This window comes from Qipengyuania oceanensis (assembly GCF_009827535.1).
Taxonomy (GTDB): Bacteria; Pseudomonadota; Alphaproteobacteria; order Sphingomonadales; family Sphingomonadaceae; genus Qipengyuania_C; species Qipengyuania_C oceanensis.
Genome location: NZ_WTYN01000001.1, coordinates 1,675,324 through 1,696,781, shown reverse-complemented (window position 1 = coordinate 1,696,781; position 21,458 = coordinate 1,675,324). Strand labels below are relative to the sequence as shown.

Below are 21,458 nucleotides of genomic sequence, written 5' to 3'. Positions count from 1 at the left end.
CTCCATGCCAATCGGCATCGGGGCCATGGTCAACGGAATCTCCGGGTCGAACGCTTCGGCGTGGTCGGCCGGTTCTGCCGCCTCGGAGAACGGATCGTCGAGATCGATGTCCTCGAATTCGCCCGGCTCGGCGTAATCGTTCTCGAAAGCCTCCTCGTCGAGCGACTCTTCCTCGAAAGTTTCCTCTTCGAAAGGCTCCGCTCCGATGGCGGCATCCTCCGCTTCGGCGACTGGCTCGTCCTGCGCTGCGATCGCGAAGGGATCGGCTTCGCCACCGGTCCCGAAGTCGAATTCCCGGGTGGTGTAACCAGCCGCGTCGGGATCGATCGCGTCCTGCGCGATGTCGAGCGCGGCCAGGTCGATCGGCTTGCGTTCGGCGCGTTCCGCACGTTCGAACTCGCTTTCGATCAGCCGCGAAAGGCCCAGTTCGATGCCGTCTTCCTCGTCGTCCTCGCCATCCGTTTCCGGATCGAAATCCTCGTCGTAAACGTCGGCGCTGTCGTCGGCATAGTCGCCGTCGGTCTCCGCGGTCGGATCCGACAGCCTCCAGTTGGCGGGAAGCGAGAAGTCGTCCTCGTCCTCGTCTTCCTCGTCGAAACCTTCCGGCGTCAGCAGCGAGGCGAAGCTCGGGCGCGTCAGGCGCGGCTCGAGGACACCGGCATCATCTTCCTGCGTCTCCGGCTCGCGGTTGCCGTAGCTCGACAGGTCGAGGACGTTGTCGTCATTATCGGAAGCGCCAACCGGCGCGGGTGCGCCTTCGAGCGCCTGATCGATCTCGAGCAGCAGTTCGTCGGTGGTCTGCTGGTCGGCGACTTCCTTCCAATTGATCACGCCGAAAATGAAATCGATCGTGTCGTTGTCGCTCGAATAGGGCAGCAGGATCCCGCGATAGAGGATCGTGCGCTCGCGCTGGTTCAGGAACTCGGCTTCGAAGCCGATCGGCGCCTGGTTGGCGAGGATCTGCATGTAGTGATCGGTGATGCGGCTGAGCAGCGAGCGGCTCGGTACGTCCGAGAGCTGCTCGATCCCTTCCACGATGTCGCATTCACCGGCAAGCTCGGTGCCGACGAACCGGACATGCGGGTCCTCGATGCCGTTCGAGAAGTCGAGCAGCACCGAATAGGGACCGAAATCGTCGAGCGTTTCGGGTTCCAGGTCCTCGATAGAAGGGAAAGCGCGGTCGCCCAGCAGCCCTGCCCAGTGGTTATAGGCGCGCACCTGCATGCGGCGCTCGTCCTGGCCAATCGGCGATGGCGGCGGCTCGGGCGCACCTTCGTCCTCGGCAAGGTCGTAATCCTGCAATTCCTCGCTGAAATCAGCCGGATCGAATTGTCCGCGCAGAGTGTCCATCGCCTCGAAAGCCCCCGTTGAGCATTGGTCGAGGTCCGTTCTGGAGCAGCATGGTAAACATATGATTAAAGATTATCGCGGGAAGCGCGGCCAAACGCTTCACAGCATGTAGCGCATCCTGATCGTCAGGCTGGTCGACTTGCCGCTGTAGTCGAAGGCGGCATCGCCGAACTTGGGCGGGGCCATCTTGACCGGTGCATCGCGCGAAAAGCCGAACCCTTCCTTGGGCATCATGCCCAGGGCGCGGTCGGCCTTGCCGTTGCCGTTCTCGTCATGGAGCAGCGCGATCGCATAGCGGCCCGGCTTCACGTCCTTGAATGTGAGGTGCGCGGCCTTGCCCGCCGGAACCTTGACCATGTAGGCATCGGCATCGCCGCGGCACTTCGGAAACCGCTCCGGGTCCGATGTCATGCAGGCCAGGACCGTGCCCTTGGCGTTGCGCATTTCGGTGACGGTGATCGATACGTCGCCGCCCGTCGCCCGGGTAGCGGGCGCGCCCGATCCTTCACCGGCGTTGGCAGGCAACCCGCCCGTCGCCAGTGCCATGGCCAGCCCTGTCAATCCCAGCTTCGCGAAAGTCCCCGATCCGTCCCGCATAACTTGTCCCAATGCCTGAAATACAACCCGTAATTGCAGCGGTATTCTTCGTGATGCCGCTGGTGATGGCTCGCGGTTATCAGCCAGCCCCCTAACGCCGAGTGAACCAGCCGGCGCGGAAACATCTCCCACCCCATGTGGTTGGTGACCCCCATCACGGTCATCACCAATAGCACGGTTCCCAGCATCGCGACATGGATCGGGATGAGAAAGACGAGCGCGGGAATGACGATCGCCCCGGTGATCGCTTCCCACGGATGAAAGCTCATCGCCGCCCAGGCGGTCGGCGGGCGGCTGGCATGGTGGACGGCGTGCATGGTGCGGAACAGCCGCGGCACGTGCATCCACCGGTGCGTCCAGTAGAACCAGGTATCGTGCGCGAGCAGGTAGAGCAGCGGCGCGACCGGCAGATACCACAGCGGATAGTCGCTCCAGCCGGTGTAGATCTTCGTCCAGCCACGCTCCTGCCAGCCCCAGGCGACGATTCCCGCCGGGATGCCGTAGATCGCTGCGGAGGCGAGCGACCAGGCGATTTCCTTGCGGATCTGCGGCTTGAGCGCATCGTGATGACCCGGTCTCGTCCGGTCGGTGAGCCAGGCGAAAAAGCCGCTGGTCGCCAGATAGCGGACCGCGACGATCGCGGTCATGGCGAGAGCGGACAGGAGGATCGCGGCGACCATGTCGTCCTTCTAGCGCGGCAGGAGCGCGGCGACGAGTGCCTTGTCGTGGTCGGCCGGCGCCGGGCCTTGCCGGACGATGCTACTCGCCTTGGCCCCACGGCACGCAATCGGGATCGACGCCCACCGTCAAGCGCCGCATCGAGGCGCGCGCCAGCATCTCGATTTCCTTCTTGCGCCGCGCCGCGTTGAGCGGGTGCGAGGGGGCGGGGCGGATGATTTCAGCGTCATAGGCATCGGCGACGATGATGCCGCAGCAATCGGGCTTGTAATCGAGCCCTTCGAGCGGGCTGCGATCGAGCCCTGGCGGCACGCCCCAGTAGAACCGGTCGCAATGATCGAGGTAATCGGGCCATTTGCCGTCGCCCAGCAGGTCGCCGCGCTGCACCTTGATCTCGACGATGATGACCTGCCCCTTGGCATCGATCCCCATCAGGTCTGCGCGCCGCCCGCCGCGCAGCGGCATCTCGGGCAGGCACCAGATGTTGTTGCGCGCGAACAGGCGCATGATGCCGCGCGCCACGCCTGCGGCATCGGCGGGAAGCGGGCACGAAGCGGTATCGGAAAGCGAATCAAGCGCGGCAGCCATGGCGCTTGATAGGAACAGAAAGGGAACCTGGTCAAGCGGCCAGGCGTCGGCCGGCTGGCTCAGGCGGCGCGGACCTCGACCAGGTCGAGCAGGGCGCTGCGCGCCCGGTGGAATTCCCGCCACAGGTTGACCGCGGCAGCGGTCGGATCGCGTCCCTCCGCCTCGATCAGGCGCAGGGCGAGCAGGCCGGGGGTCAGCACGGCGGCGAGATCGTCGAGCGACCGGGCCGCCAGCGCGCGGTTCCATGCCAGCGCCTCTGCTGCGCGCTGGGGAAAATCGCGGATGCGCGGATCGGACTTCTCGTTCGCGAACTGGGCGAATGCGGCGATCCTGGCTGCATCCCGGTGCAGCGCGTCCCACTTGCGCGCGAAGTCGTGCGTCAGCGGCAGCTCGAGATCGAGCTCGGCAGGCGGGGCGACTTCACTCTCGATGTCGAAATGATGAAACGGAACGCTCATGACGAGTCGCAGGAATACGGCTGATCGGGTTGCCAAATCGCTAACCGGCACCCTGATGCGAGCGCATAAATGGGCTTTCGCGCGATATGGGGTTTGCGCCGCACAGGGGCTTTGCTAAGCGCACCGGCCTCGCACGGCGAAATGCACCCGTAGCTCAGCTGGATAGAGCGCTGCCCTCCGAAGGCAGAGGTCACAGGTTCGAATCCTGTCGGGTGCGCCAGTCTTTAGTCGAAGCGGCCAAGCCCCTCACGGTACTAGCCCGGCGTCGAAAATCCGTTCTCGAGGAACTCCACCGCACAACCGGCCAGCATCGCCGTGCCTTTGGGCAGCGCGCCTTCGTCGACCGTCATCCGCGGCGAATGGATCGCGCAGCAGCTCTTCCAGTCTTCGCCATCTGCCGCGACGCCCAGGAAGAACATCGCGCCGGACACTTTCTCGAGCAGGTAGGAAAAGTCTTCCGCTCCCATGATCGGGTCCGCGAGCGCGTGCCAGGCTTCCTCGCCGAACAGCTCGCCCGAGATGCGCTCGCCCAGCACCACGGCGCGCCCGTCGCACACGGTCACCGGGAAACCGGGGGTGATCTCCACCTCGGCTTCCAGCCCGTGCGCCTGGGCTGTCAGCACCGCGGTTTCGCGCAGCAGCTGATGAACCTTCGCCCGGTGCGATGCGGACAGGGTGCGCATCGTGCCGCCCAGAACCGCCTCGTCGGCGATGACGTTATGGGCCGTTCCGACATGGAACTGGGTGACGGTGACGATCACGGGCGAAGCGGCGCTGAACCGGCGCGTGACCATCGTCTGAAGCGCCGTGACGATCGCGGCGGAGCCGGGCAGCGGATCGCGCGTGTCGTGCGGCATCGAGGCATGGCCGCCCGCGCCCTTGACGGTGATCGTGAACTGGTCGGCCGCCGCCATCAGCGGCCCCGCGCGTCCGGCGATGCGGCCATAAGGCGAGTTGGGCATGATATGCAGCGCGAAGGCGGCATCGGGCAGCGGGTCGATCAGCCCGTCGTCGAGCATGTGGCGCGCGCCGTGATAGCCTTCCTCGCCGGGCTGGAACATGAATTGCACCTCGCCCGCCAGATCGCCTGCCCGCGCTGCCAGGATCCGCGCCGCGCCGACCAGCATGGCGGTATGCGTATCGTGACCGCAGGCGTGCATCCGCCCGGGAATGGTCGAGGCGAAATCGAGCCCGGTCCGCTCTTCCATGGGCAAAGCGTCCATGTCGCCGCGCAGCAGCACCCGGCCGTGACCGGTGGCGCCGGGTTTTCCGCCCTTGAGGGTGGCCACCGCGCCGGTCGTCTTGCCGCCGGTTTTCCATGTCAGCGGCAGGTCGGCGAGCGCATCGCGCACCTTGGCCAGCGTCATGGGCGTCTGGAGACCGAGTTCGGGTTCACGGTGGATTGCGCGGCGCAGCGCGACGATCGTCGCGGATTCGCCCTGTGCGGCATCGAGCAGGTCGGTTGTGAGCATGGCGCACAGGTTACCTCAACCGCCAGAAAATCCTAGCCGGAGTTGAGGAGGCGCGGCTAAGGCACGCCCTCGTATGAGCGAGCGCATCCATCAGTTCGGCGATCTGCACGGCGGGGTGGCCCATACGGCCCCCGATGCCCCCGTGCGGCGCAAACGCTCCGCGCCTGGGGAGCCGCCCCGAGTGGGCGTGATCTACAATCCGCGCAGCCATCGCAACAAGGGGCAGGACCTGGTCGCCGCCAACCTGCCCAACGTAACGGTGCGGCTGCCGCACGGGCGCGAGCGGATCGCGGAGACGCTGCTGCAATTCGCGCGCGACGGTATCGACTACCTGGTCATCAACGGCGGAGACGGCACGGTGCGCGACGTGCTGAGCGCAGGCCAGACGGTGTTCGGCGACGACTGGCCCGAGATCGCGGTTCTGCCCAAGGGCAAGACCAATGCGCTCAATGTCGATCTCGGCGCGCCGGCCGGCTGGTCGCTGAGCGAGGCGGTCGATGCCTTCGCCACGGGCAAGCGGATCGAGCGCCGCCCGCTCGAGATCAGCGGCCTCGCCGATGGATCGGGCAGCGTCCGCGGCTTCTTCTTCGGTGCAGGCGCGTTCACCATCGCGGTAAAGGCCGGACAGGACGCGCATCGGCTGGGCGCTTTCGACAGCCTCGCGGTCGGCGTGACGGCGCTGTGGGGCATGTTGCAGACGTTCTTCGGGAGCGACCGCAACGCCTGGCGACGCGGCGTGGCGATGGACATGCGGCTGCTGCCGGATGGCAGGCCGATGCCGCGCAGCCCGTTCGGCGAACCTGGCAGGCGCGCGATACTGCTTGCGTCCACCCTCCACCGCCTCCCGATGGGGATCAAGCTGTTCGACGGGCTGGACGGCGCGCTCAAGATCGCGATCCTCGACCATCCGCGCAGGCGGATCATGGCGGTGCTGCCGGCGGTGATCGCGGGCTATCTGCCCGACTGGCTCGAGAAGGCCGGGCTGCATCGCTGCGCGGTCGAGGCGTTCGAAGTCGACCTGGAAGACCAGTTCATCCTCGATGGCGAGGCCTTTCCTCCCGGCCATTACCGGGTCGCGCAAGGCGCACCGCTGACCTTCGTCGTTCCGTGAGCGGTTGCGTGGAGCGAACCTCGTGAGCGAGGCGCTGGCCGAACGCGTGGAGGCGCAGCTTGCGCGCGATGTGGACCCTGCCGCACGCGCCTTTGCCGCCAGGCTCGCGCAGGGCAGCGATGCGCTGGCCGTGCTTTTCTACGGTTCGAACCTGCGAACCGGATCGCGCGAAGGCGTGCTCGACTTCTACATCCTGCTGCCTGGCCCGCAGCGCGAGAGGATCTGGCCGAGGGTCAGCTATCACGAGTGGGATTACGAGGGCGAGACGCTGCGCGCGAAGGTCGCGACGATGGCGATGGAGACCTTTGCCGAGGCCGCGCGCGGCGAGCTGCGCGATACGACCATCTGGGCCCGTTTCGTCCAGCCTTCGGCGCTGGTCTGGAGCCGCGAGGCGGCCAGCGAGGATGCCGTGCGCGATGCGATCGGTGCAGCGGCGCAGACGGCGGCGCGGCTGGCCGTGGCACTGGGCCCGGAAAAGGGAACGGCCGAAGACTTCTGGCGCGCGCTGTTTCGCGCGACCTACCAAGCCGAGTTCCGGGTCGAGAAGCCCGGACGCGAGGATTCGATCCTGTCGGTCAATGCGGCGCACTTCGACGGCTTGCTGCCGCTGGCGCTTGCCGCGCAGGGCATCGCGTTCGAGCGTGCGGGCGGCACCGATAGCGGCGAGATCATCATTCCGCACATGCCCGAGCCGCAGAAGGCGCGTGTGCGCGACTGGTGGGCAAGCCGAAGGCGGCTAGGCAAGCCGCTCAACCTCGTGCGCCTCGCCAAGGCGAGTACGACATTCGACGGCGCCTCGCGCTATGCGGCCTGGAAGATCGAGCGCCACACGGGCGTCGCGCTCGAAGTCACTCCCTTCCGCGAGAAATACCCGCTGCTGGCCGCGCCGGGCGTCCTGTGGGAATTATGGAAAGCGAAACGGGGCGGCTGATCGCAGTGCCCCGCACCTCGCGTGCGGTTACCAGTACCGCATGTTGATCGTGATCGACTTGACCCCGTTGCCGACGCTGAAGGCAGTCTTCGTATGGCTCGGCTTGCCGAGATTGAAGATGTTAATCGACGGGTTGTTCGACATGCCGCCGCCGTCTTCCCTGAGGTCGGTATCACCGTTCCCATTGAGGTCGTGGCGAATCGCGATCGCATAGGTCCCGGCTTCGGGCACGGGCATGCACACGTTCATCTGCCCGGCCCTGGCCGGCAGTTCGATGCGGCTGAGCCAGCGCCCTTTCTTGAGCCAGTCCGCCGACGTGCCGCGGTAGCTTTGCACGCGCAGTGTGCCGCGCGATGCCGAGACGTTGTTGATCGTGATCCAGACGGCCGGCTTGCCGCCGCCCGACTGGCACTTGGCCGGATTGTTCGAGATGGTCTGCCGGTACTGGGCCTGGGCCGCAGTCGGAATCGCGAACACCATGGCGGTCGCCGCCGCGGCGGAGATAACGGTCGAGAGTTTTGTCGTCATGTTCATCGTGGAACGTGTTCTTTCCGGCACGCAAATTGTGCCTTTCGCGGAAATCGCAAGGGGAAATCCGGCGCGACGCGCGCGCCGATCGGCCCCCAATGTGCACCAATAATGGCCCGTTGCCGCTGAATTGTGGCTTAATTGCGTAAGCCTTCGCCGTTCACCTTCAAAGGGCGTGGCGAGCGCGGATCGCTGCCCGAGCGCAGCTCACAGATCGTTGCGCCCCTCGGCAATGGCGATGAATCTCGCGGCGAGGACGATCCGCGGCAGGGCCATGGCGCGCGACATGCCCTCGTCCCACGAAAAGTCCGACGTATCGGGCCATCGTTCGAGCAGGTCGCGCATCCGGGACAGGTCGATCGTTTCGGACAGCCACGGGTGACCGGCGAGCGCGTCGGTATAGGCCAGCAATTCCTCGCGCCGAGGCGTCAGGCGGGCATGCCAGTCGACGTTGTGCTGGCCCGTGGCCGCTGCGAGGCGATGTGCCTCGGGCAACCGGCCCTTGCCCATCCGCCGTGCAAGGCGGCGCTCGACGCCCTGGCTCGCGAATTGTTCGGTCGGCAGGCCGAGACAGAACTCCACGAGCGGTCGATAGGCCATGACGTCACGGCGGCGCAGCCCGTAAAGCTGCTCGAAGGCGAGGTGGACGTCGGCAGCGGGCCCGTTTGCCTGCAGCGCGGCATTGCGAATCACCTCCCTACGGCTTCGGCCAAGGGTCACGTCGTTCCAGGCGCCGCGCCTCTCTCGTCGCGCACGGGCCGACAACAGCGTGAACAAGGCGGTCATGTCGCGCCTTTCGGGGTGGACCACGCCGCGCAGCATCCGCCGTGCCGCCGCCGGAAGTTGCGACAGGATGCTGAGCGCGGCGATCTTGCGTGCCATGCTGCGGCTGTCGCCCGCGCGCGCATCGAGCAGCTTGCCAAGTTCGCCCCATTTGCCGCGCCGCGCGTATTCGACATAGGCCCAGCGGCCCGCATCGCTCACGGTCTGGTTGCCCAGGTCGGCGGTGAACAGCATGTCGCATCCCAGCTCGGCCGCCTTCGCCCAGACACCGTGCATCATGCCCACGTTGGCCAGTCCGGGGGCGTAGACCTGCATCGCGCGAAACATCTCGTCGGCGCGAAAGTCGAAGCCGCCCTGCTGCGGGTCGGCCTCGTGCAGCTCGATCTGCCCGTTGTGTTCCGCGAAAGCGCGGGCGACTTCGGTTTCGTCGCCGATCGTGCCCGGCGGCGCGATGCCGTCCCAATCGGGATGCGGCGCAAAGGTGACGGCGGTCAGCCGCTGCGGTTCGGGCATGGCCTGTGTCAGCGCGGCCGCAGCGAGCGGAGAATCGAGCCCGCCGGACAGCGCGATGGCAGGGCGGCGGCATGTTGCCAGTGCCTTACGGGCCGCCTCGTCGAGCAGGGCGGTCGCCGCCTCGACGTAGTCCGGATCATCGGCGAACCGGACCTGCGGAAGCTCGTCGACCGAATACCATCTGTCCAGCCTGCGCCCCGATGATCCGTACGTTATCGCGCAGCCGAGCGGGACTTGCAGAACATCGTGGTACCAGCCGCGCTCCTCGCCGTCGCGCCAAACGTAGGCGAGTTCGTCGATGACCCGGTCGTAGTCCAGCCGGCGCGGCACCCCTGCGGCAAAGATCGCGCGCAAGAGCGGCGAGACGACCGTGCTGCCGGCTGCGTGGTGGTGGTAGAGCGGCGGCGCGTCCCATGGCGAGCGGGCGAGGCGCAGGCTTCCGTCGGCGAGTTCGGCGATGGCGGCATAGTTGCCGACCACGTGGCGGTCAGCGTCATCCCCCCAGCGGACCAGCGCCGCGGCATAGACCCGGGCGGGATGCGCATCGGCGAGTTCGAGTTGGCCGGCAAGGTCACCGGCATTGTCGATCCATCCCTGCACCAGTGCGCAGACCGGGCCAAACCGGCCGAAATGCTGTCCGGCCGGGCCAAGCCACTGGAAATCGGTGAGTGCGCCCGAGCTGTCTCGCGCCGCCCCCCGGCCCAGCGTCAGGGCACGTGCGACTGCTTTCCGGGCTCCGTCGGGAAACGGCCCTCCGTGAAGCGCGGCAATCATCGCAATGCGACGCGCGCAGGCTCAGGAATGCTTGTTGCCGGCCGCTTGCAGGAAGGGAATCGGAGGTCCGGCGATGTCGCGGATAGCGCCCAGCCGCTCGAGGCGGGGCCTGCGCCAGGGCGCGCGCTCGGGGCGCTTGGGGCTGGGTTTTTCGTACATTGGCGACTTCCGAACCCGCACCATACGGATTCTCGAGCGATCTGCAAAGGCTCGTTCACTCAGGACCGCCCGGCGACCAGTCCCGCGGCCTCGAGTTCGCCGACCAGCGCTGCGATATCCGCTCCCGCTTCGTCGGGCGTCACGTCGTAGCGCGCCGCCATCGCCTGCGCGATGGCATCGACCGGTGTATCGCCGTCGATCGCTTCCCAGACCGCGCGTGCCGTGCCCTTGAGCGAAAACAGCTCGCCCCCAGCCATGTCCACGATAACGATCTCGTCGTCGACGGTCGTGGCGACGAAATTGTCGGTGAGCTTGCGCGGAGTGGCCATCGCCGCTGCCTAGCGGTCGGTTCGGGCGATTTGAAGCTCTGCCCGGCGCAATTCGCGCCCGTGCGGTGTGGAAAAGGCGGCGTCCTCGCTTGAGAGCGCCCCCTGCCCCGCGTAACCGGGAAGGCAGGCACCCTCGCACGATCGGCACCCATGTCCGCACCGCTCATTTCGCCCTCGATCCTCTCGGCCGATTTTGCCCGGCTGGGCGAGGAGATTCGCGCTATCGATGCGGCAGGAGCCGACTGGATCCACGTGGACGTGATGGACGGCCATTACGTCCCCAACATCACCATCGGTCCGGCGGTGGTGAAGGCGCTGCGGCCGCATACCGACAAGCCCTTCGACGTCCACCTGATGATCGCGCCGGTCGATCCCTATCTCGAGGAGTTCGCGGAAGCGGGCGCGGACATCATCACCGTCCATCCCGAGGCAGGGCCCCACATCCATCGCACGCTGCAGGCGATCAAGGCGCTCGGCAAGAAGGCGGGGGTGGTGCTCAATCCCGGCACTCCGGCCAAGATGCTCGACTACCTGCTCGAAGAAGTCGACCTGGTCCTGGTGATGAGCGTCAATCCGGGCTTCGGCGGGCAGAGTTTCATCCATTCGCAACTGCGCAAGATCGAGGCGATCCGCAAGTCGATCGACAAGCTCGGCAAGCCGATCCACCTAGAGGTCGATGGCGGGGTGAACGCGCAAACGGCGAAACTGTGCATCGATGCAGGGGCTGACGTGCTGGTCGCGGGCAGTGCCACCTTCAAAGGCGGGCCGGAGCGCTATGCGGCCAATATCGCCGCGCTCAAGCAGGCGGGCGGCAGTGCCGGCGAAGGCGCCGCCTCGAAGGGAGCGGCGTAGCGCGATGGACATGGCCGCCAGCAGCCGCGACGAGGAGCTGGAAGAACTCGAATCGCCTGCGGACGCGGCGCGCGCCATCCCGCTGATCCCCGGACTCGAGCCGATGCGGCGCGAGCGTCGCGCCACTGCCATCCCGCCTGCGCCGGAAGAAGAGATCGAGCCGCTCGAACCCGCTCGCGCACTTGTGCCTTCCGATCTTGCTCCGCCGCGCGCGCATCTCGGCGACCGGCTGACGCGCGTCGCCTACCGGCTCGGCCTGCCGTCGGCCCTGCTTTCCGTGCCGTTCGGCCGGCCCTCGGCACCGCGGATCCTTGCCACCGTGTCGAGCCCGCTGACCGGAGATCGCGCCGCCGGGATGGCGCTGCGCACCGGGCATTTTCTGGTCCACGGGCTCAAGCTGCCCATCGAGCAGGTCGACATGGCCGGTGCGGCGCGCTCGACGCCGCCGGTCGAGCGGATGCTGCACGGTTTCACCTGGCTGCGCGACCTGTCGATGGCCGGCTCGCGCGAGGAATGCGCAAGGCTGGCCGAGAGCCTGCTGGTCCGCTGGCTTGCCGCCAATGGCGAGCAGGCGAAGAACCCGGCCTGGGAGATCGAGCATACCGCCTTGCGCGTCATGGGCTGGCTCGTCCACGCGCCGCTGCTGTTCTCGAGCGGCGACGGGAAGCTGCGCGGGCGCGCCCTCAAGCAGCTGACATCCTGCGCCAACTGGCTCGATCGCAAGGCCGACAAGGCACCAGACGGTTTCGCCCGGGTGGCGGCGTGGTGCGCGATTACCGCCGCAGGCCTGCTACTGCCCGATGGCAAGCCGCGCCGGCTCTACGGCGAGGCAGGGCTCGTGCGCGCACTCGGCGATTTCATCCACGACGATGGCGGCAATTGCTCGCGCAGTCCGGTCGCCCAGATGGAAGCAATCGCGCTGCTCGTCGACCTGGCCGCCTGCTACGAGGCGACCGGCAGAGCGCCGCCGGCGATGCTCGGCACGATGAAGGAACTGCTGGTTCCGCCGCTGCTCGCGCTGCGGCACGGGGATGGAGGGCTTGGCAGCTGGCAAGGCGCGGGGGCCGTATCGACCGAGCGGCTGGCCTCGCTGGTCGAGGCGAGCGGGATCCGCAAGCGGGCCCTGCGCGAAACGGGGCAGTGGGGCTTCCACCGGATCAGGGCCGGTAACGCGATCCTGCAATTCGATGCGGCGCCCCCGCCACGCGGCACCAATTCGCGCCACGGCTGCGCCTCCACCCTGGCTTTCGAGTTCTCGCACGGCACCCAGCGGATCGTCGTCAATTGCGGCGGCGGCGCATGGGCTGGCGGCATGGTCCCGGTCCGGATCGAGCAGGGCCTTCGCGCCACTGCAGCGCATTCGACGCTGGTGCTCGACAACGTCAATTCGACGGCGGTGCTGATCAACGGCGCGCTCGGCAAGGGCGTCGAGGAAGTGGACGTCGAGCGGCGCGAGCCGGTATCCGGAGAAGCGGGGGCAATTACCATCGAGGCCAGCCACAATGGCTATGCCGCACGCTATGCGCTCACGCACCGGCGGATCCTGATGCTGCGTGACGACGGCACCGAGCTGCGCGGCGAGGACGTGCTCGCGCCGGCCCGCAAGAAGGGGCAGCGCGGCAAGATCGCTTACGCGATCCGGTTCCATCTCGCGCCCGGGATCGACATCGGCCTGTCCGACGACGGGCGCGGCGCCGGCCTTGCCTTGCCGGACGGGTCGTACTGGCAATTCCGGCTCGGCGGCGATGGCGCTGCCGAACATGGCGAACTGGCAATCGAGGACAGCCTGTGGGTCGATGGGCAGGGCCGCCCGCGCCAGACCCGCCAGCTCGTCATCCAGGGAATGACATCGCGCGGCGGGGGGAACTTCCCTTGGCTGCTCAAGAAAATGGGATAAGCATAACGTGAGCGAAGTGACAATCGGCCGGGCATTGCTTTCGGTCTCGGACAAGAGCGGGCTGGCGGAACTGGGCAAGGCGCTCGCCGCGCGCGGTGTCGAACTGGTCTCGACCGGCGGTACCGCGAAGGCGCTCCGCGATGCGGGCCTAGAGGTGAAGGACGTGTCCGAGCTGACCGGTTTTCCCGAGATGATGGACGGCCGGGTCAAGACGCTTCACCCCACGGTGCACGGCGGCCTGCTGGCCGTGCGCGACAATCCCGAGCACGCCCGAGCCATGGAAGCGCACGACATCGGCGCGATCGACCTGGTGGTCGTCAATCTCTATCCGTTCGAAGCGACCGTCGCCAAAGGCGCAGAACGCGACGAGGTGATCGAGAACATCGACATCGGCGGTCCCAGCATGGTTCGCTCCTCGGCCAAAAATCACCAATATGTCACGATCCTGACCGATCCTTCCGACTACGAGACATTTCTCGGCGAGCTGGAGGAGCGGGACGGGGCGACCTCGCTCGATTTCCGCAAGCGCATGGCTGCCAAGGCATTCGCCGCGACGGCTGCCTACGATGCGGCGATCAGCCAGTGGTTCGCCTATGCCGACCAGGGCGAAACATTCCCGCAGACGCGCGCCATGGCCTCGAACCTGGTGTCGACGCTGCGCTACGGCGAGAACCCGCATCAGCAGGCGGCGCTCTATGTCCCGCGGCGCGTACCTTCACCCGGCCTTCCGCAGGCCGAACAGGTGCAGGGCAAGGAACTCAGCTACAACAATTACAACGATGCCAATGCCGCGCTCGAACTCGCGGCGGAATTCGCCGGCGGCAAGCCTGCAGTGGTCATCGTCAAGCACGCCAACCCTTGCGGTGTCGCCCAGGCCGACAACCTGCTCGATGCCTGGCACGCGGCGCTCGAATGCGACAGCGTCAGTGCATTCGGCGGGATCGTCGCCACCAATGTCCCGCTCGACGGGCCGACGGCCGAAGCGATCTGCAAGATCTTCACCGAGGTGGTCGTTGCACCGGGCGCGGACGAGGCCGCGCGCGCCGCCTTCGCCGCCAAGAAGAACCTGCGCCTCCTCATCACCGATGGATTGCCCGATCCGCGCCGTCCGGGCGTGACCCAGGTCGTCATCGCGGGCGGCCTGCTGGTGCAGACGCGCGACAATGGCGCGATCACTGCCGACGAGTTGAAAGTCGTCACCGAGCGCGAACCGAGCGAGCAGGAGCTGAAAGACTGCCTGTTCGCCTGGACGGTGGCGCGCCATGTGAAGTCGAACGCCATCGTCTATGCCAGGGACGGGGCCACCGCCGGGATCGGCGCGGGCCAGATGAACCGGCGCGACAGTTCGCGGATCGCCGCGATGAAAGCGGCCGAGGCGGCGGAGAAATACGGTTGGGACCAGTCGCGCACGGTCGGTAGCGCGGTCGCCTCCGATGCATTCTTTCCCTTTGCCGACGGTCTGATCGCGGCAGCCGAAGCGGGCGCGACCGCGGTGATCCAGCCGGGCGGGTCGATCCGCGACCAGGAGGTGATCGCGGCTGCGAACGAGGCGGGCCTTGCGATGGTCTTCACCGGGATGCGCCATTTCCGGCACTGATGCCTAACCCCGGACAACCGGCATGTTCACACAATGGCAACGGATCTTTCGCTAGATGGACCGATGACATGACACAGAACGGACCGACTGATGGGACTCTTCACCGCCGACCTCTATCGCAATTTCGCAATTGGCTTCGCAGCTGGCGCGGCGATAGTGGGCGCGCAGGCGGGTTCGGCCCATTTCGGTTCGATCAGCGCGGCGATCGCCGCCATCCTCCCGTTCTGACGCGCCGCGCGCTGCCGCTGCTGGCAGCTGCAGGCCTTGCGCTGTCCGCTTGCCAGCAACCCGCCTTCGCCAGCGAGAACATCGTCAACGCACCGGCTGCAGAGCGCACGTCGAAGGAAACCGGCGGCCTCAAGACCGCGATCTTTTCCGGCGGGTGCTTCTGGGGTGTGGAAGCCGTCTTCAGCCATGTGAAAGGCGTCAAGAGCGCGGTCTCCGGCTATCACGGCGGCACCGCCCGCCAGGCCGATTACAAGCTCGTCTCTTCGGGCGTGACCGATCACGTCGAATCGGTGAAGGTCGTCTACGACCCCAGCGTCATCCGTTACGACCAGCTGCTCCGGATCTTTTTCGCGGTCATCGCCGATCCCACGCTCAAGAACCGCCAGGGCCCCGATCGCGGCGCGCACTACAATGCCGAACTGGCGCCCATGTCGGCGGAACAGCTTGCCGTCGCCAAGGCCTATCTCGCGCAGATGAAGGCGAGCGGTAAATGGGACCGGCCGATCGTCACGGATATCGTCCGTGCGCAGGCCTTCTATCCTGCCGAGGACTATCACCAGGACTTCGCCGCGAAGAACTCTCGCCACGGTTATATCCAGCGGTGGGATGCGCCCAAGGTCGCGGCCCTTAAGCGCCTTTACCCCGGTGTCTATCGGGCGGACTTCCAGCGCAACTAGTGGCGAAACGCACATGCGCACGCTATATTGCGGCGCATGGCAAGCCACGCACACACGCATCACGAACATTCGGGCAAGCAACTCGTCGAAGAAGCGCGCGTCGCGCTAACGGAAGCAGGCGAACAATGGACCGGCATGCGCGCCGCCGTGTTCGAGGAGCTGGCGCGGCACGATCGCCCCGCCTCGGCCTATGATATCGCCGACAACCTCTCCGCCGCCCGCGGCAAGCGCGTCGCGCCCAACAGCGTCTATCGCATCCTCGACCTGTTCGTGCGGACCAATCTGGCCAACCGGATCGAGAGCGCCAACGCCTACCTCGTCAACACGCACCCCGGCTGCCGCCACGACTGCATCTTCCTGATCTGCGACGATTGCGGAACGGCGAGCCACTTCGACGACGACAAGCTGACGTCCTCGCTGCGCGCGGCGGGCAATGCCGCGGGTTTCTCCGAAGTCAGGCCGGTGGTCGAACTGCGCGGACTATGCGCCGATTGCGTCTAGTCACGACTGCAACCTGTTCATCGACAAGCAGGCACGGCGGGGCTAGGGCTGGTTCCCGATGACGAATACGCCTGACACGCCCCTGCTCGACACCGTCGACACGCCGCACGACCTTCGCAAGCTCGACCAGGCGCAGCTGCGCCAATTGTCCGACGAACTGCGCGCCGAGATGATCGACGCCGTCGGCTCGACGGGCGGCCATCTCGGCTCCGGGCTCGGCGTGGTCGAGTTGACCGTGGCGATCCATTACGTCTTCAACACGCCGGAAGACCGGCTGGTGTGGGACGTCGGCCACCAAGCCTATCCGCACAAGATCATCACAGGTCGCCGGGATCGCATCCGCACCCTGCGCCAGGGCGGCGGCCTCAGTGGTTTCACCAAGCGGACCGAAAGCGAATACGATCCGTTCGGCGCCGCGCATTCGAGCACCTCGATCTCCGCCGCGCTGGGCTTCGCGGTCGCCAACAAGCTCCGCGGGCGGCCGGGCAAGGGCATCGCGGTGATCGGTGACGGCGCAATGAGCGCCGGCATGGCCTACGAAGCGATGAACAATGCCGAACAGGCCGGCAATCGCTTGGTCGTGATCCTCAACGACAACGACATGTCGATCGCGCCGCCGGTCGGCGGCCTCTCGGCTTACCTGGCGCGGATGGTCTCGAGCAGCGAATATCTCGGCCTGCGCAACCTTGCCTCGCGCCTTTCCAAGAAGCTCAGCCGCAAGGTCCATTCCGGCCTCGAAAAGGCAGAAGAATACGCGCGCGGGATGGTCACCGGCGGGACCCTGTTCGAAGAGCTCGGCTTCTACTACGTCGGCCCGATCGACGGGCACAATCTCGACCACCTGATCCCCGTGCTCGAGAACGTGCGCGACAGCGAACAGGGACCGGTCCTCGTCCATGTCGTGACGACCAAGGGCAAGGGGTATGCCCCGGCGGAGAACAGCGCCGACAAGTATCACGGCGTTGCCAAGTTCGACGTCGTCACCGGCGAACAGAAGAAGAGCGCGGGCGGCCCGCCCGCTTACCAGAACGTCTTCGGCGACACGCTGGCCAAGCTCGCCGAAACCGACGACCGGATCTGCGCCATCACCGCCGCCATGCCGAGTGGCACGGGCGTCGACCGCTTCGCCAAGGCGCACCCGGATCGTGCCTTCGACGTCGGCATTGCCGAACAGCACGGCGTGACCTTCGCCGCCGGCCTGGCCGCCGAAGGGATGCGTCCCTTCGCCGCGATCTATTCGACCTTCCTCCAGCGCGCCTTCGACCAGGTGGTCCACGACGTCGCGATCCAGAACCTGCCGGTCCGCTTCGCGATCGACCGTGCCGGCCTGGTCGGGGCCGACGGTGCGACCCACGCCGGCAGCTTCGACATCACCTATCTCGCGACCCTGCCGAATTTCGTGGTCATGGCCGCGGCCGACGAGGCGGAACTGGTCCACATGACCTACACCGCCGCCGAATACGACGACGGGCCGATCGCCTTCCGCTATCCGCGGGGCAGCGGTGTCGGCGTGGACTTGCCGGAAACGCCGGAAAAGCTCGAGATCGGCAAGGGCCGTGTCGTCCGCGAAGGTTCGAAGGTCGCCATCCTGTCGCTCGGCACGCGCTTGCACGAGGCGCTGAAGGCTGCCGACCAGCTCGAGGCCAAAGGTCTTTCCACGACCGTCGCCGATCTGCGCTTCGCCAAGCCGCTTGATACCGCACTGATCGAGAAGCTGATGCGCAGCCACGAAGTCGTGGTGACGGTCGAGGAAGGTGCCATCGGCGGCCTCGGCGCGCATGTACTGACGCTCGCCAGCGACGAGGGATTGACGGATGGCGGATTGAAGGTGCGGACCATGCGCCTGCCAGACGTCTTCCAGGATCACGACGACCCGACGAAGCAGTATGACGAGGCCGGCCTCAACGCGCCGCACATCGTCGAGACGGTGCTCAAAGCGCTGCGGCACAATTCGGCGGGCATCGAGGAAGTGCGGGCTTGATCGCCTGTCCCGGCGCGACTTGAGAATCGCGGCGTGGAGAAAACCTGTCAAAACTGGCGAGAGCTGGCCCGTGACTGCGGGGTGACGAAGTGGATGGCCGGTGGCATGGAGGTGGGCGAAAGGATTTCCCGCTCATGACCCTCCTCACCATCGACACCGCCGACCATGTCCGCACGCTCACTCTCAACCGGGCAGACACCATGAACCCGTTGGGCGCGAAGGGCGACGGCGATGCCTTTGCCGAGGCCTGCGATGCGATCAACGCCGACATGGACGTGCGCTGCGTGATCCTCACGGGCGCGGGCCGGGCCTTCAGCGCGGGCGGCGACATCAAGGCGATGAAGGAGCGGACCGGTACCTTCGGCGGCAACGCGCCGACCATTTCCGACGGCTATCGCAACAACATCCACAAGGTCCTGCGCGCGCTCTACGGGCTGCGCGTGCCCCTGATCGCGGCGGTCAACGGCCCGGCGATCGGCCTCGGCTGCGACCTCGCCTGCCTCGCCGACATCCGCATCGCGAGCGACAAGGCCAAGTTCGGCGTCACCTTCCTCAAGCTCGGCATCGTGCCCGGCGATGGAGGCACCTGGATCCTCCCGCGCGTGATCGGCGAAGCGCGCGCGGCGGAGCTGTTCTACACCGGCGACGTGATCGACGCGCAGACCGCGCTCGACTGGGGGCTGGTCAGCCGGGTAGTCGAAGCCGATACCCTGATGGACGAGGCGCGCGGCCTCGCGGCGAAGGTCGCCGTCATGCCGCCTCATGCTCTCAGGCAGGCCAAGAACCTCATGCGGCAGGGTCGCTCGACCAGCTACGACACCGCGCTCGAGATGGCGGCGAACACGCAGGCGCTGATGCACCTGACCGACGATCACATGGAGGGCGTCGACGCGCTGATCGAGAAGCGCGTGCCGGACTTCAAGGGTCGGTAGATCGCCGGAGGCCCGTGAGGGCTATTCTCGCCGATTGCTCTACAGCCACCGCCATGCGCCGGCGGGAATGCCCGCTGCCGGCATGTGCAGCCAGGTGAGCAGCAACCACGCCACGATGCCTGCCAGCCACAGCACGGGGCCGGCCGAGAACAGCGCGGTCCACTTCGGCCAGTAACTGGTTTTCGCTTCCCACTCGGCCCAGGCACTGCCCATCAGGCGTTCCTTCTTGCGGTCCTGCATGTGCGCACCGACCAGCGCGAGGACGAGGATTGCGAGCGCGACGATCGTGGTCCGCATGCTCCAGAACAGGATCAGGTGCGCGATCGCCCACAGGGCGAAGCTCCACATCATCGGGTGGCGCGTCACGCGAAAGACGCCGTGTGGCTCCTGCAGGGCGAGCTTCTCTGCCCCCGGCGCGGGCAAGGCGGGGTTGCGGACGAAGGAGCCCAGCAGCAGCACGGTGGCGGGGATCATCAGCAGCGAGACGATAATCCAGCCGATCTCTCCCGAGCCCGGAAAGTCGAAGGAAGGCGCGGACCTGAAGGCAAGGGCCATCCAGCCCAGCGTCGCGAAGGCGACCAGCGAATAGAGGCCCATGAAACCGTTCGGGCCGAGCGCCTTGACCAGCGGCGCACGCAACGGATGCGATAGCGCGAAATGCGTGCCGACGAAGGCGATGCTCGCGGCAGCCAGCGAAACCAGTGACGTATCCATCCAAGTCTCCCCCTTGGCGCCATGCTACAGCATAGCCCGGCCCGGTGGAAGATCGCCGCTACGGGTACCGCAACGGGGGGTTGCGGGGCAAACGAAAGGGCGGCCACTCATCGCGAGTGGCCGCCCTTTTGTATTCCGGAGTGTTCCGGCGGCGCGCCCGCGTCAGCGGGGCTTGGTTTCGGGATGCATCCCGGCGGCCTGCGGCTCGCCCACTTCCTCGCTGCCGAGCAGGTCGTCGCCGACATTGTCGTCGGCCAGCGTATCGAGGTGCATCCACTTCTTCACGATCGGGCTGAGCAGCAGCACGACCGCGCCGACGGCGATCCCGACCCAGCCGATCTGGGTGTAGATGGCCAGCGTCGCGTCCTTGGTCATCTCGCCGCTTTCGCCGCCCGTTGCCTCGCCGATCTTGCCGGCCACGAAGCTGCCGACCGCGGTCATGTAGAACCACGCGCCCATGATGAGCGATGCCATGAAGCTGGGCGCCAGCCGGTTCATCGCTGACAGGCCGACCGGGCTGAGGCAGAGCTCGCCGGTGGTGTGCAGCAGGTAGATCAGGAAGACGAACAGAACCGGCGTCATGACTTCGGCGCCGACCGTGTTGGCACCCCAGACGAACACCAGGAAGCCGGCGCCGACCTGGAACAGCGCCAGCGCGAACTTGGCCGGCGCACTCGGTTCCAGGCCCTTCTTGCCGAGCCACTGCCACAGGAAGGCGAAGACCGGTGCGAACAGGATGATGTAGATCGAGTTGATCGACTGGAAGATCGATGCCGGCGTGTCGCCGATCGCCACGAAGCGGTCGGTGTAGAGGTTGAGGCTGCCGCCGGCCTGTTCGAACAGACCCCAGAACAGCGGGTTGAGCGCGATCAGAAACAGGATCGCGAAGATGCGTTCGCGCGGTTCCTTGGGCAGCTTGAATGCCTGGAACAGCACCCAGCCGAGGAGGGCGACGCCCGATACGATCAGCAGCGTCTGGACGACCTCGCGGTACTGGATCAGCAGCCACATCACCGCGACCGCGCCGATGCCCGATGCGTAGATCGCCATTTCCTTGCCCTTGGCGAGCAGGGCCGGCGGCTCGCCCGCACCCAGCAGGGCGGCCTTGCCGATCACGAACACGACGAGGCCGGCGAGCATGCCGATCCCCGCGAGGCCGAAGCCGTAGGCCCAGCCGATCGTCTGGCCGAGATAACCGGCGAGGATGACGCCGAAGGCGGCGCCCGCGTTGATGCCCATGTAGAAGATCGTGTAGGCCGCGTCGCGACGCACGTCGGTGAGCTTGTAGAGCTGGCCGACCATCACCGAGATGTTCGCCTTGAGGAAGCCCGAGCCGACGATGATCAGCGCAAGGGCGAGCCAGAAGACGTTGATCGCCGGATCGCTCTGACCACCGCCGCCTTCGACCGCCATGGCCAGGTGGCCGAGCGTCAGCAGCACGCCGCCGAACAGGACCGCCTTGCGCTGGCCGAGATAGCGGTCCGCCAGCCAGCCGCCGAGGACGGGAGTGATGTAGACGAGGCTGCCGTAGGCACCGTAGATGACGGTCGATTCACCGTCGCTGAAAAGCCAGTGCTGGGTCAGGTAGAAGATCAGCAGCGCGCGCATGCCGTAGAAGGAGAAACGCTCCCACATCTCGGCGAAGAACAGCATGTAGAGGCCCTTGGGATGGCCCGCGAATTCCGGCTTCTTGCTGGCTGCGATCAACCCTCCGATAGCCAGGAAGGCCACCAGAACGATAAATGCGATGGCTGCGATCCAGTCGCCCTCGTTCCACAAAGCCATGTCTTTCATGCGTTGCTGTCCCG

The 21,458-nt window shown here is 66.6% G+C and carries 19 protein-coding genes, 1 tRNA gene and 1 pseudogene; 10 read left to right on the top strand and 11 right to left on the bottom strand.

Annotated elements, in window-relative coordinates; all coding sequences use genetic code 11:
* Positions 1 to 744 precede the first annotated feature (744 nt).
* The 5 genes and pseudogenes from GRI48_RS14595 to GRI48_RS08080 all read right to left on the bottom strand — a co-directional run.
* Positions 745 to 1,350 (bottom strand): annotated as a pseudogene (locus GRI48_RS14595) (PAS domain-containing protein); the annotation flags it as partial.
* Between the two features lie 99 nt (positions 1,351 to 1,449).
* Positions 1,450 to 1,896, bottom strand: coding sequence for a DUF2141 domain-containing protein (locus GRI48_RS08095; protein WP_237451765.1), 447 nt, complete (start codon positions 1,894 to 1,896; stop codon positions 1,450 to 1,452).
* Between the two features lie 11 nt (positions 1,897 to 1,907).
* Complete coding sequence (locus tag GRI48_RS08090) at positions 1,908 to 2,627, bottom strand: sterol desaturase family protein (protein ID WP_160673802.1); 720 nt, start codon at positions 2,625 to 2,627, stop codon at positions 1,908 to 1,910.
* Positions 2,628 to 2,706: 79 nt separating this feature from the next.
* Positions 2,707 to 3,213 carry an MmcB family DNA repair protein gene (locus GRI48_RS08085; protein WP_160673799.1) on the bottom strand — a complete coding sequence of 169 codons (507 nt, stop codon included), beginning with the start codon at positions 3,211 to 3,213 and terminating at the stop codon, positions 2,707 to 2,709.
* Between the two features lie 59 nt (positions 3,214 to 3,272).
* On the bottom strand, positions 3,273 to 3,671 hold the full coding sequence (locus GRI48_RS08080) for a hypothetical protein (protein ID WP_160673796.1): 399 nt from the start codon (positions 3,669 to 3,671) through the stop codon (positions 3,273 to 3,275).
* Between the two features lie 143 nt (positions 3,672 to 3,814).
* Between GRI48_RS08080 and GRI48_RS08075 the strand changes: the two genes are divergently transcribed.
* Positions 3,815 to 3,891 (top strand) — tRNA-Arg (locus GRI48_RS08075).
* 34 nt (positions 3,892 to 3,925) lie between these two features.
* Here the strand turns inward: GRI48_RS08075 and GRI48_RS08070 are convergent.
* Positions 3,926 to 5,143 carry a M20 metallopeptidase family protein gene (locus tag GRI48_RS08070; protein ID WP_160673793.1) on the bottom strand — a complete coding sequence of 406 codons (1,218 nt, stop codon included), beginning with the start codon at positions 5,141 to 5,143 and terminating at the stop codon, positions 3,926 to 3,928.
* Positions 5,144 to 5,216: 73 nt separating this feature from the next.
* Between GRI48_RS08070 and GRI48_RS08065 the strand changes: the two genes are divergently transcribed.
* Together GRI48_RS08065 and GRI48_RS08060 are read left to right on the top strand one after the other, a co-directional pair.
* On the top strand, positions 5,217 to 6,254 hold the full coding sequence (locus tag GRI48_RS08065; protein WP_160673790.1) for a diacylglycerol/lipid kinase family protein: 1,038 nt from the start codon (positions 5,217 to 5,219) through the stop codon (positions 6,252 to 6,254).
* A gap of 22 nt (positions 6,255 to 6,276) precedes the next feature.
* Entirely contained in the window at positions 6,277 to 7,185 is a 909-nt protein-coding gene (locus tag GRI48_RS08060) for a hypothetical protein (protein ID WP_160673787.1), read from the top strand.
* Between the two features lie 27 nt (positions 7,186 to 7,212).
* On the opposite strand, the gene GRI48_RS08055 is transcribed toward GRI48_RS08060, so the two are convergent.
* From GRI48_RS08055 to GRI48_RS08045, 3 genes are all read right to left on the bottom strand, one after another.
* Positions 7,213 to 7,713, bottom strand: coding sequence for a DUF2141 domain-containing protein (locus GRI48_RS08055; protein WP_160673784.1), 501 nt, complete (start codon positions 7,711 to 7,713; stop codon positions 7,213 to 7,215).
* 207 nt (positions 7,714 to 7,920) lie between these two features.
* Positions 7,921 to 9,783 carry an asparagine synthase-related protein gene (locus GRI48_RS08050; protein ID WP_160673781.1) on the bottom strand — a complete coding sequence of 621 codons (1,863 nt, stop codon included), beginning with the start codon at positions 9,781 to 9,783 and terminating at the stop codon, positions 7,921 to 7,923.
* A gap of 218 nt (positions 9,784 to 10,001) precedes the next feature.
* Entirely contained in the window at positions 10,002 to 10,271 is a 270-nt protein-coding gene (locus GRI48_RS08045) for a PqqD family protein (RefSeq protein ID WP_160673778.1), read from the bottom strand.
* Between the two features lie 150 nt (positions 10,272 to 10,421).
* Between GRI48_RS08045 and rpe the strand changes: the two genes are divergently transcribed.
* The 7 genes from rpe (at position 10,422) to GRI48_RS08010 (ending at position 18,936) form a co-directional block, all read left to right on the top strand.
* Positions 10,422 to 11,123: a ribulose-phosphate 3-epimerase gene (gene rpe / locus GRI48_RS08040; RefSeq protein ID WP_160673775.1), complete on the top strand. Its 702-nt coding sequence runs from the start codon at positions 10,422 to 10,424 to the stop codon at positions 11,121 to 11,123.
* A 4-nt stretch (positions 11,124 to 11,127) separates the two neighbouring features.
* A complete protein-coding gene (locus GRI48_RS08035) occupies positions 11,128 to 13,020 on the top strand; it encodes a heparinase II/III family protein (RefSeq protein ID WP_160673772.1) in 1,893 nt (630 codons plus the stop codon).
* Positions 13,021 to 13,027: 7 nt separating this feature from the next.
* Positions 13,028 to 14,617 carry a bifunctional phosphoribosylaminoimidazolecarboxamide formyltransferase/IMP cyclohydrolase gene (gene purH / locus GRI48_RS08030; protein WP_160673769.1) on the top strand — a complete coding sequence of 530 codons (1,590 nt, stop codon included), beginning with the start codon at positions 13,028 to 13,030 and terminating at the stop codon, positions 14,615 to 14,617.
* 68 nt (positions 14,618 to 14,685) lie between these two features.
* Entirely contained in the window at positions 14,686 to 15,522 is an 837-nt protein-coding gene (gene msrA, locus GRI48_RS08025) for a peptide-methionine (S)-S-oxide reductase MsrA (RefSeq protein WP_160673766.1), read from the top strand.
* Positions 15,523 to 15,558: 36 nt separating this feature from the next.
* Positions 15,559 to 16,023 carry a Fur family transcriptional regulator gene (locus GRI48_RS08020; RefSeq protein ID WP_160673762.1) on the top strand — a complete coding sequence of 155 codons (465 nt, stop codon included), beginning with the start codon at positions 15,559 to 15,561 and terminating at the stop codon, positions 16,021 to 16,023.
* A 58-nt stretch (positions 16,024 to 16,081) separates the two neighbouring features.
* Positions 16,082 to 18,004, top strand: a complete 1,923-nt coding sequence (gene dxs / locus GRI48_RS08015) for a 1-deoxy-D-xylulose-5-phosphate synthase (RefSeq protein ID WP_160673759.1) — start codon at positions 16,082 to 16,084, stop codon at positions 18,002 to 18,004.
* A gap of 134 nt (positions 18,005 to 18,138) precedes the next feature.
* Positions 18,139 to 18,936: a crotonase/enoyl-CoA hydratase family protein gene (locus tag GRI48_RS08010; protein WP_160673756.1), complete on the top strand. Its 798-nt coding sequence runs from the start codon at positions 18,139 to 18,141 to the stop codon at positions 18,934 to 18,936.
* A gap of 39 nt (positions 18,937 to 18,975) precedes the next feature.
* Here the strand turns inward: GRI48_RS08010 and GRI48_RS08005 are convergent, their stop codons facing one another.
* Both GRI48_RS08005 and GRI48_RS08000 read right to left on the bottom strand, forming a co-directional pair.
* Entirely contained in the window at positions 18,976 to 19,650 is a 675-nt protein-coding gene (locus GRI48_RS08005) for an NnrU family protein (RefSeq protein WP_160673753.1), read from the bottom strand.
* 162 nt (positions 19,651 to 19,812) lie between these two features.
* Positions 19,813 to 21,444 (bottom strand): peptide MFS transporter, encoded by a 1,632-nt coding sequence (locus tag GRI48_RS08000; protein ID WP_160673750.1) that lies wholly within the window; start codon positions 21,442 to 21,444, stop codon positions 19,813 to 19,815.
* Between the last annotated feature and the right edge of the window lie 14 nt (positions 21,445 to 21,458).

Excerpts from the sequence above, each read along its gene's own strand:
- GRI48_RS08045 (WP_160673778.1), bottom strand. The coding sequence starts at position 10,271 with ATGGCCACTCCGCGCAAGCTCACCGACAATTTCGTCGCCACGACCGTC.
- GRI48_RS08095 (WP_237451765.1), bottom strand. The coding sequence starts at position 1,896 with ATGGCACTGGCGACGGGCGGGTTGCCTGCCAACGCCGGTGAAGGATCG.
- GRI48_RS08005 (WP_160673753.1), bottom strand. The coding sequence starts at position 19,650 with ATGGATACGTCACTGGTTTCGCTGGCTGCCGCGAGCATCGCCTTCGTC.
- GRI48_RS08080 (WP_160673796.1), bottom strand. The coding sequence starts at position 3,671 with ATGAGCGTTCCGTTTCATCATTTCGACATCGAGAGTGAAGTCGCCCCG.
- msrA (WP_160673766.1), top strand. The coding sequence starts at position 14,686 with ATGACACAGAACGGACCGACTGATGGGACTCTTCACCGCCGACCTCTA.
- GRI48_RS08090 (WP_160673802.1), bottom strand. The coding sequence starts at position 2,627 with ATGGTCGCCGCGATCCTCCTGTCCGCTCTCGCCATGACCGCGATCGTC.
- GRI48_RS08085 (WP_160673799.1), bottom strand. The coding sequence starts at position 3,213 with ATGGCTGCCGCGCTTGATTCGCTTTCCGATACCGCTTCGTGCCCGCTT.
- GRI48_RS08065 (WP_160673790.1), top strand. The coding sequence starts at position 5,217 with ATGAGCGAGCGCATCCATCAGTTCGGCGATCTGCACGGCGGGGTGGCC.
- GRI48_RS08055 (WP_160673784.1), bottom strand. The coding sequence starts at position 7,713 with ATGACGACAAAACTCTCGACCGTTATCTCCGCCGCGGCGGCGACCGCC.
- GRI48_RS08000 (WP_160673750.1), bottom strand. The coding sequence starts at position 21,444 with ATGAAAGACATGGCTTTGTGGAACGAGGGCGACTGGATCGCAGCCATC.
- GRI48_RS08010 (WP_160673756.1), top strand. The coding sequence starts at position 18,139 with ATGACCCTCCTCACCATCGACACCGCCGACCATGTCCGCACGCTCACT.
- GRI48_RS08050 (WP_160673781.1), bottom strand. The coding sequence starts at position 9,783 with ATGATTGCCGCGCTTCACGGAGGGCCGTTTCCCGACGGAGCCCGGAAA.
- GRI48_RS08020 (WP_160673762.1), top strand. The coding sequence starts at position 15,559 with ATGGCAAGCCACGCACACACGCATCACGAACATTCGGGCAAGCAACTC.
- dxs (WP_160673759.1), top strand. The coding sequence starts at position 16,082 with ATGACGAATACGCCTGACACGCCCCTGCTCGACACCGTCGACACGCCG.
- rpe (WP_160673775.1), top strand. The coding sequence starts at position 10,422 with ATGTCCGCACCGCTCATTTCGCCCTCGATCCTCTCGGCCGATTTTGCC.
- GRI48_RS08070 (WP_160673793.1), bottom strand. The coding sequence starts at position 5,143 with ATGCTCACAACCGACCTGCTCGATGCCGCACAGGGCGAATCCGCGACG.
- GRI48_RS08035 (WP_160673772.1), top strand. The coding sequence starts at position 11,128 with ATGGACATGGCCGCCAGCAGCCGCGACGAGGAGCTGGAAGAACTCGAA.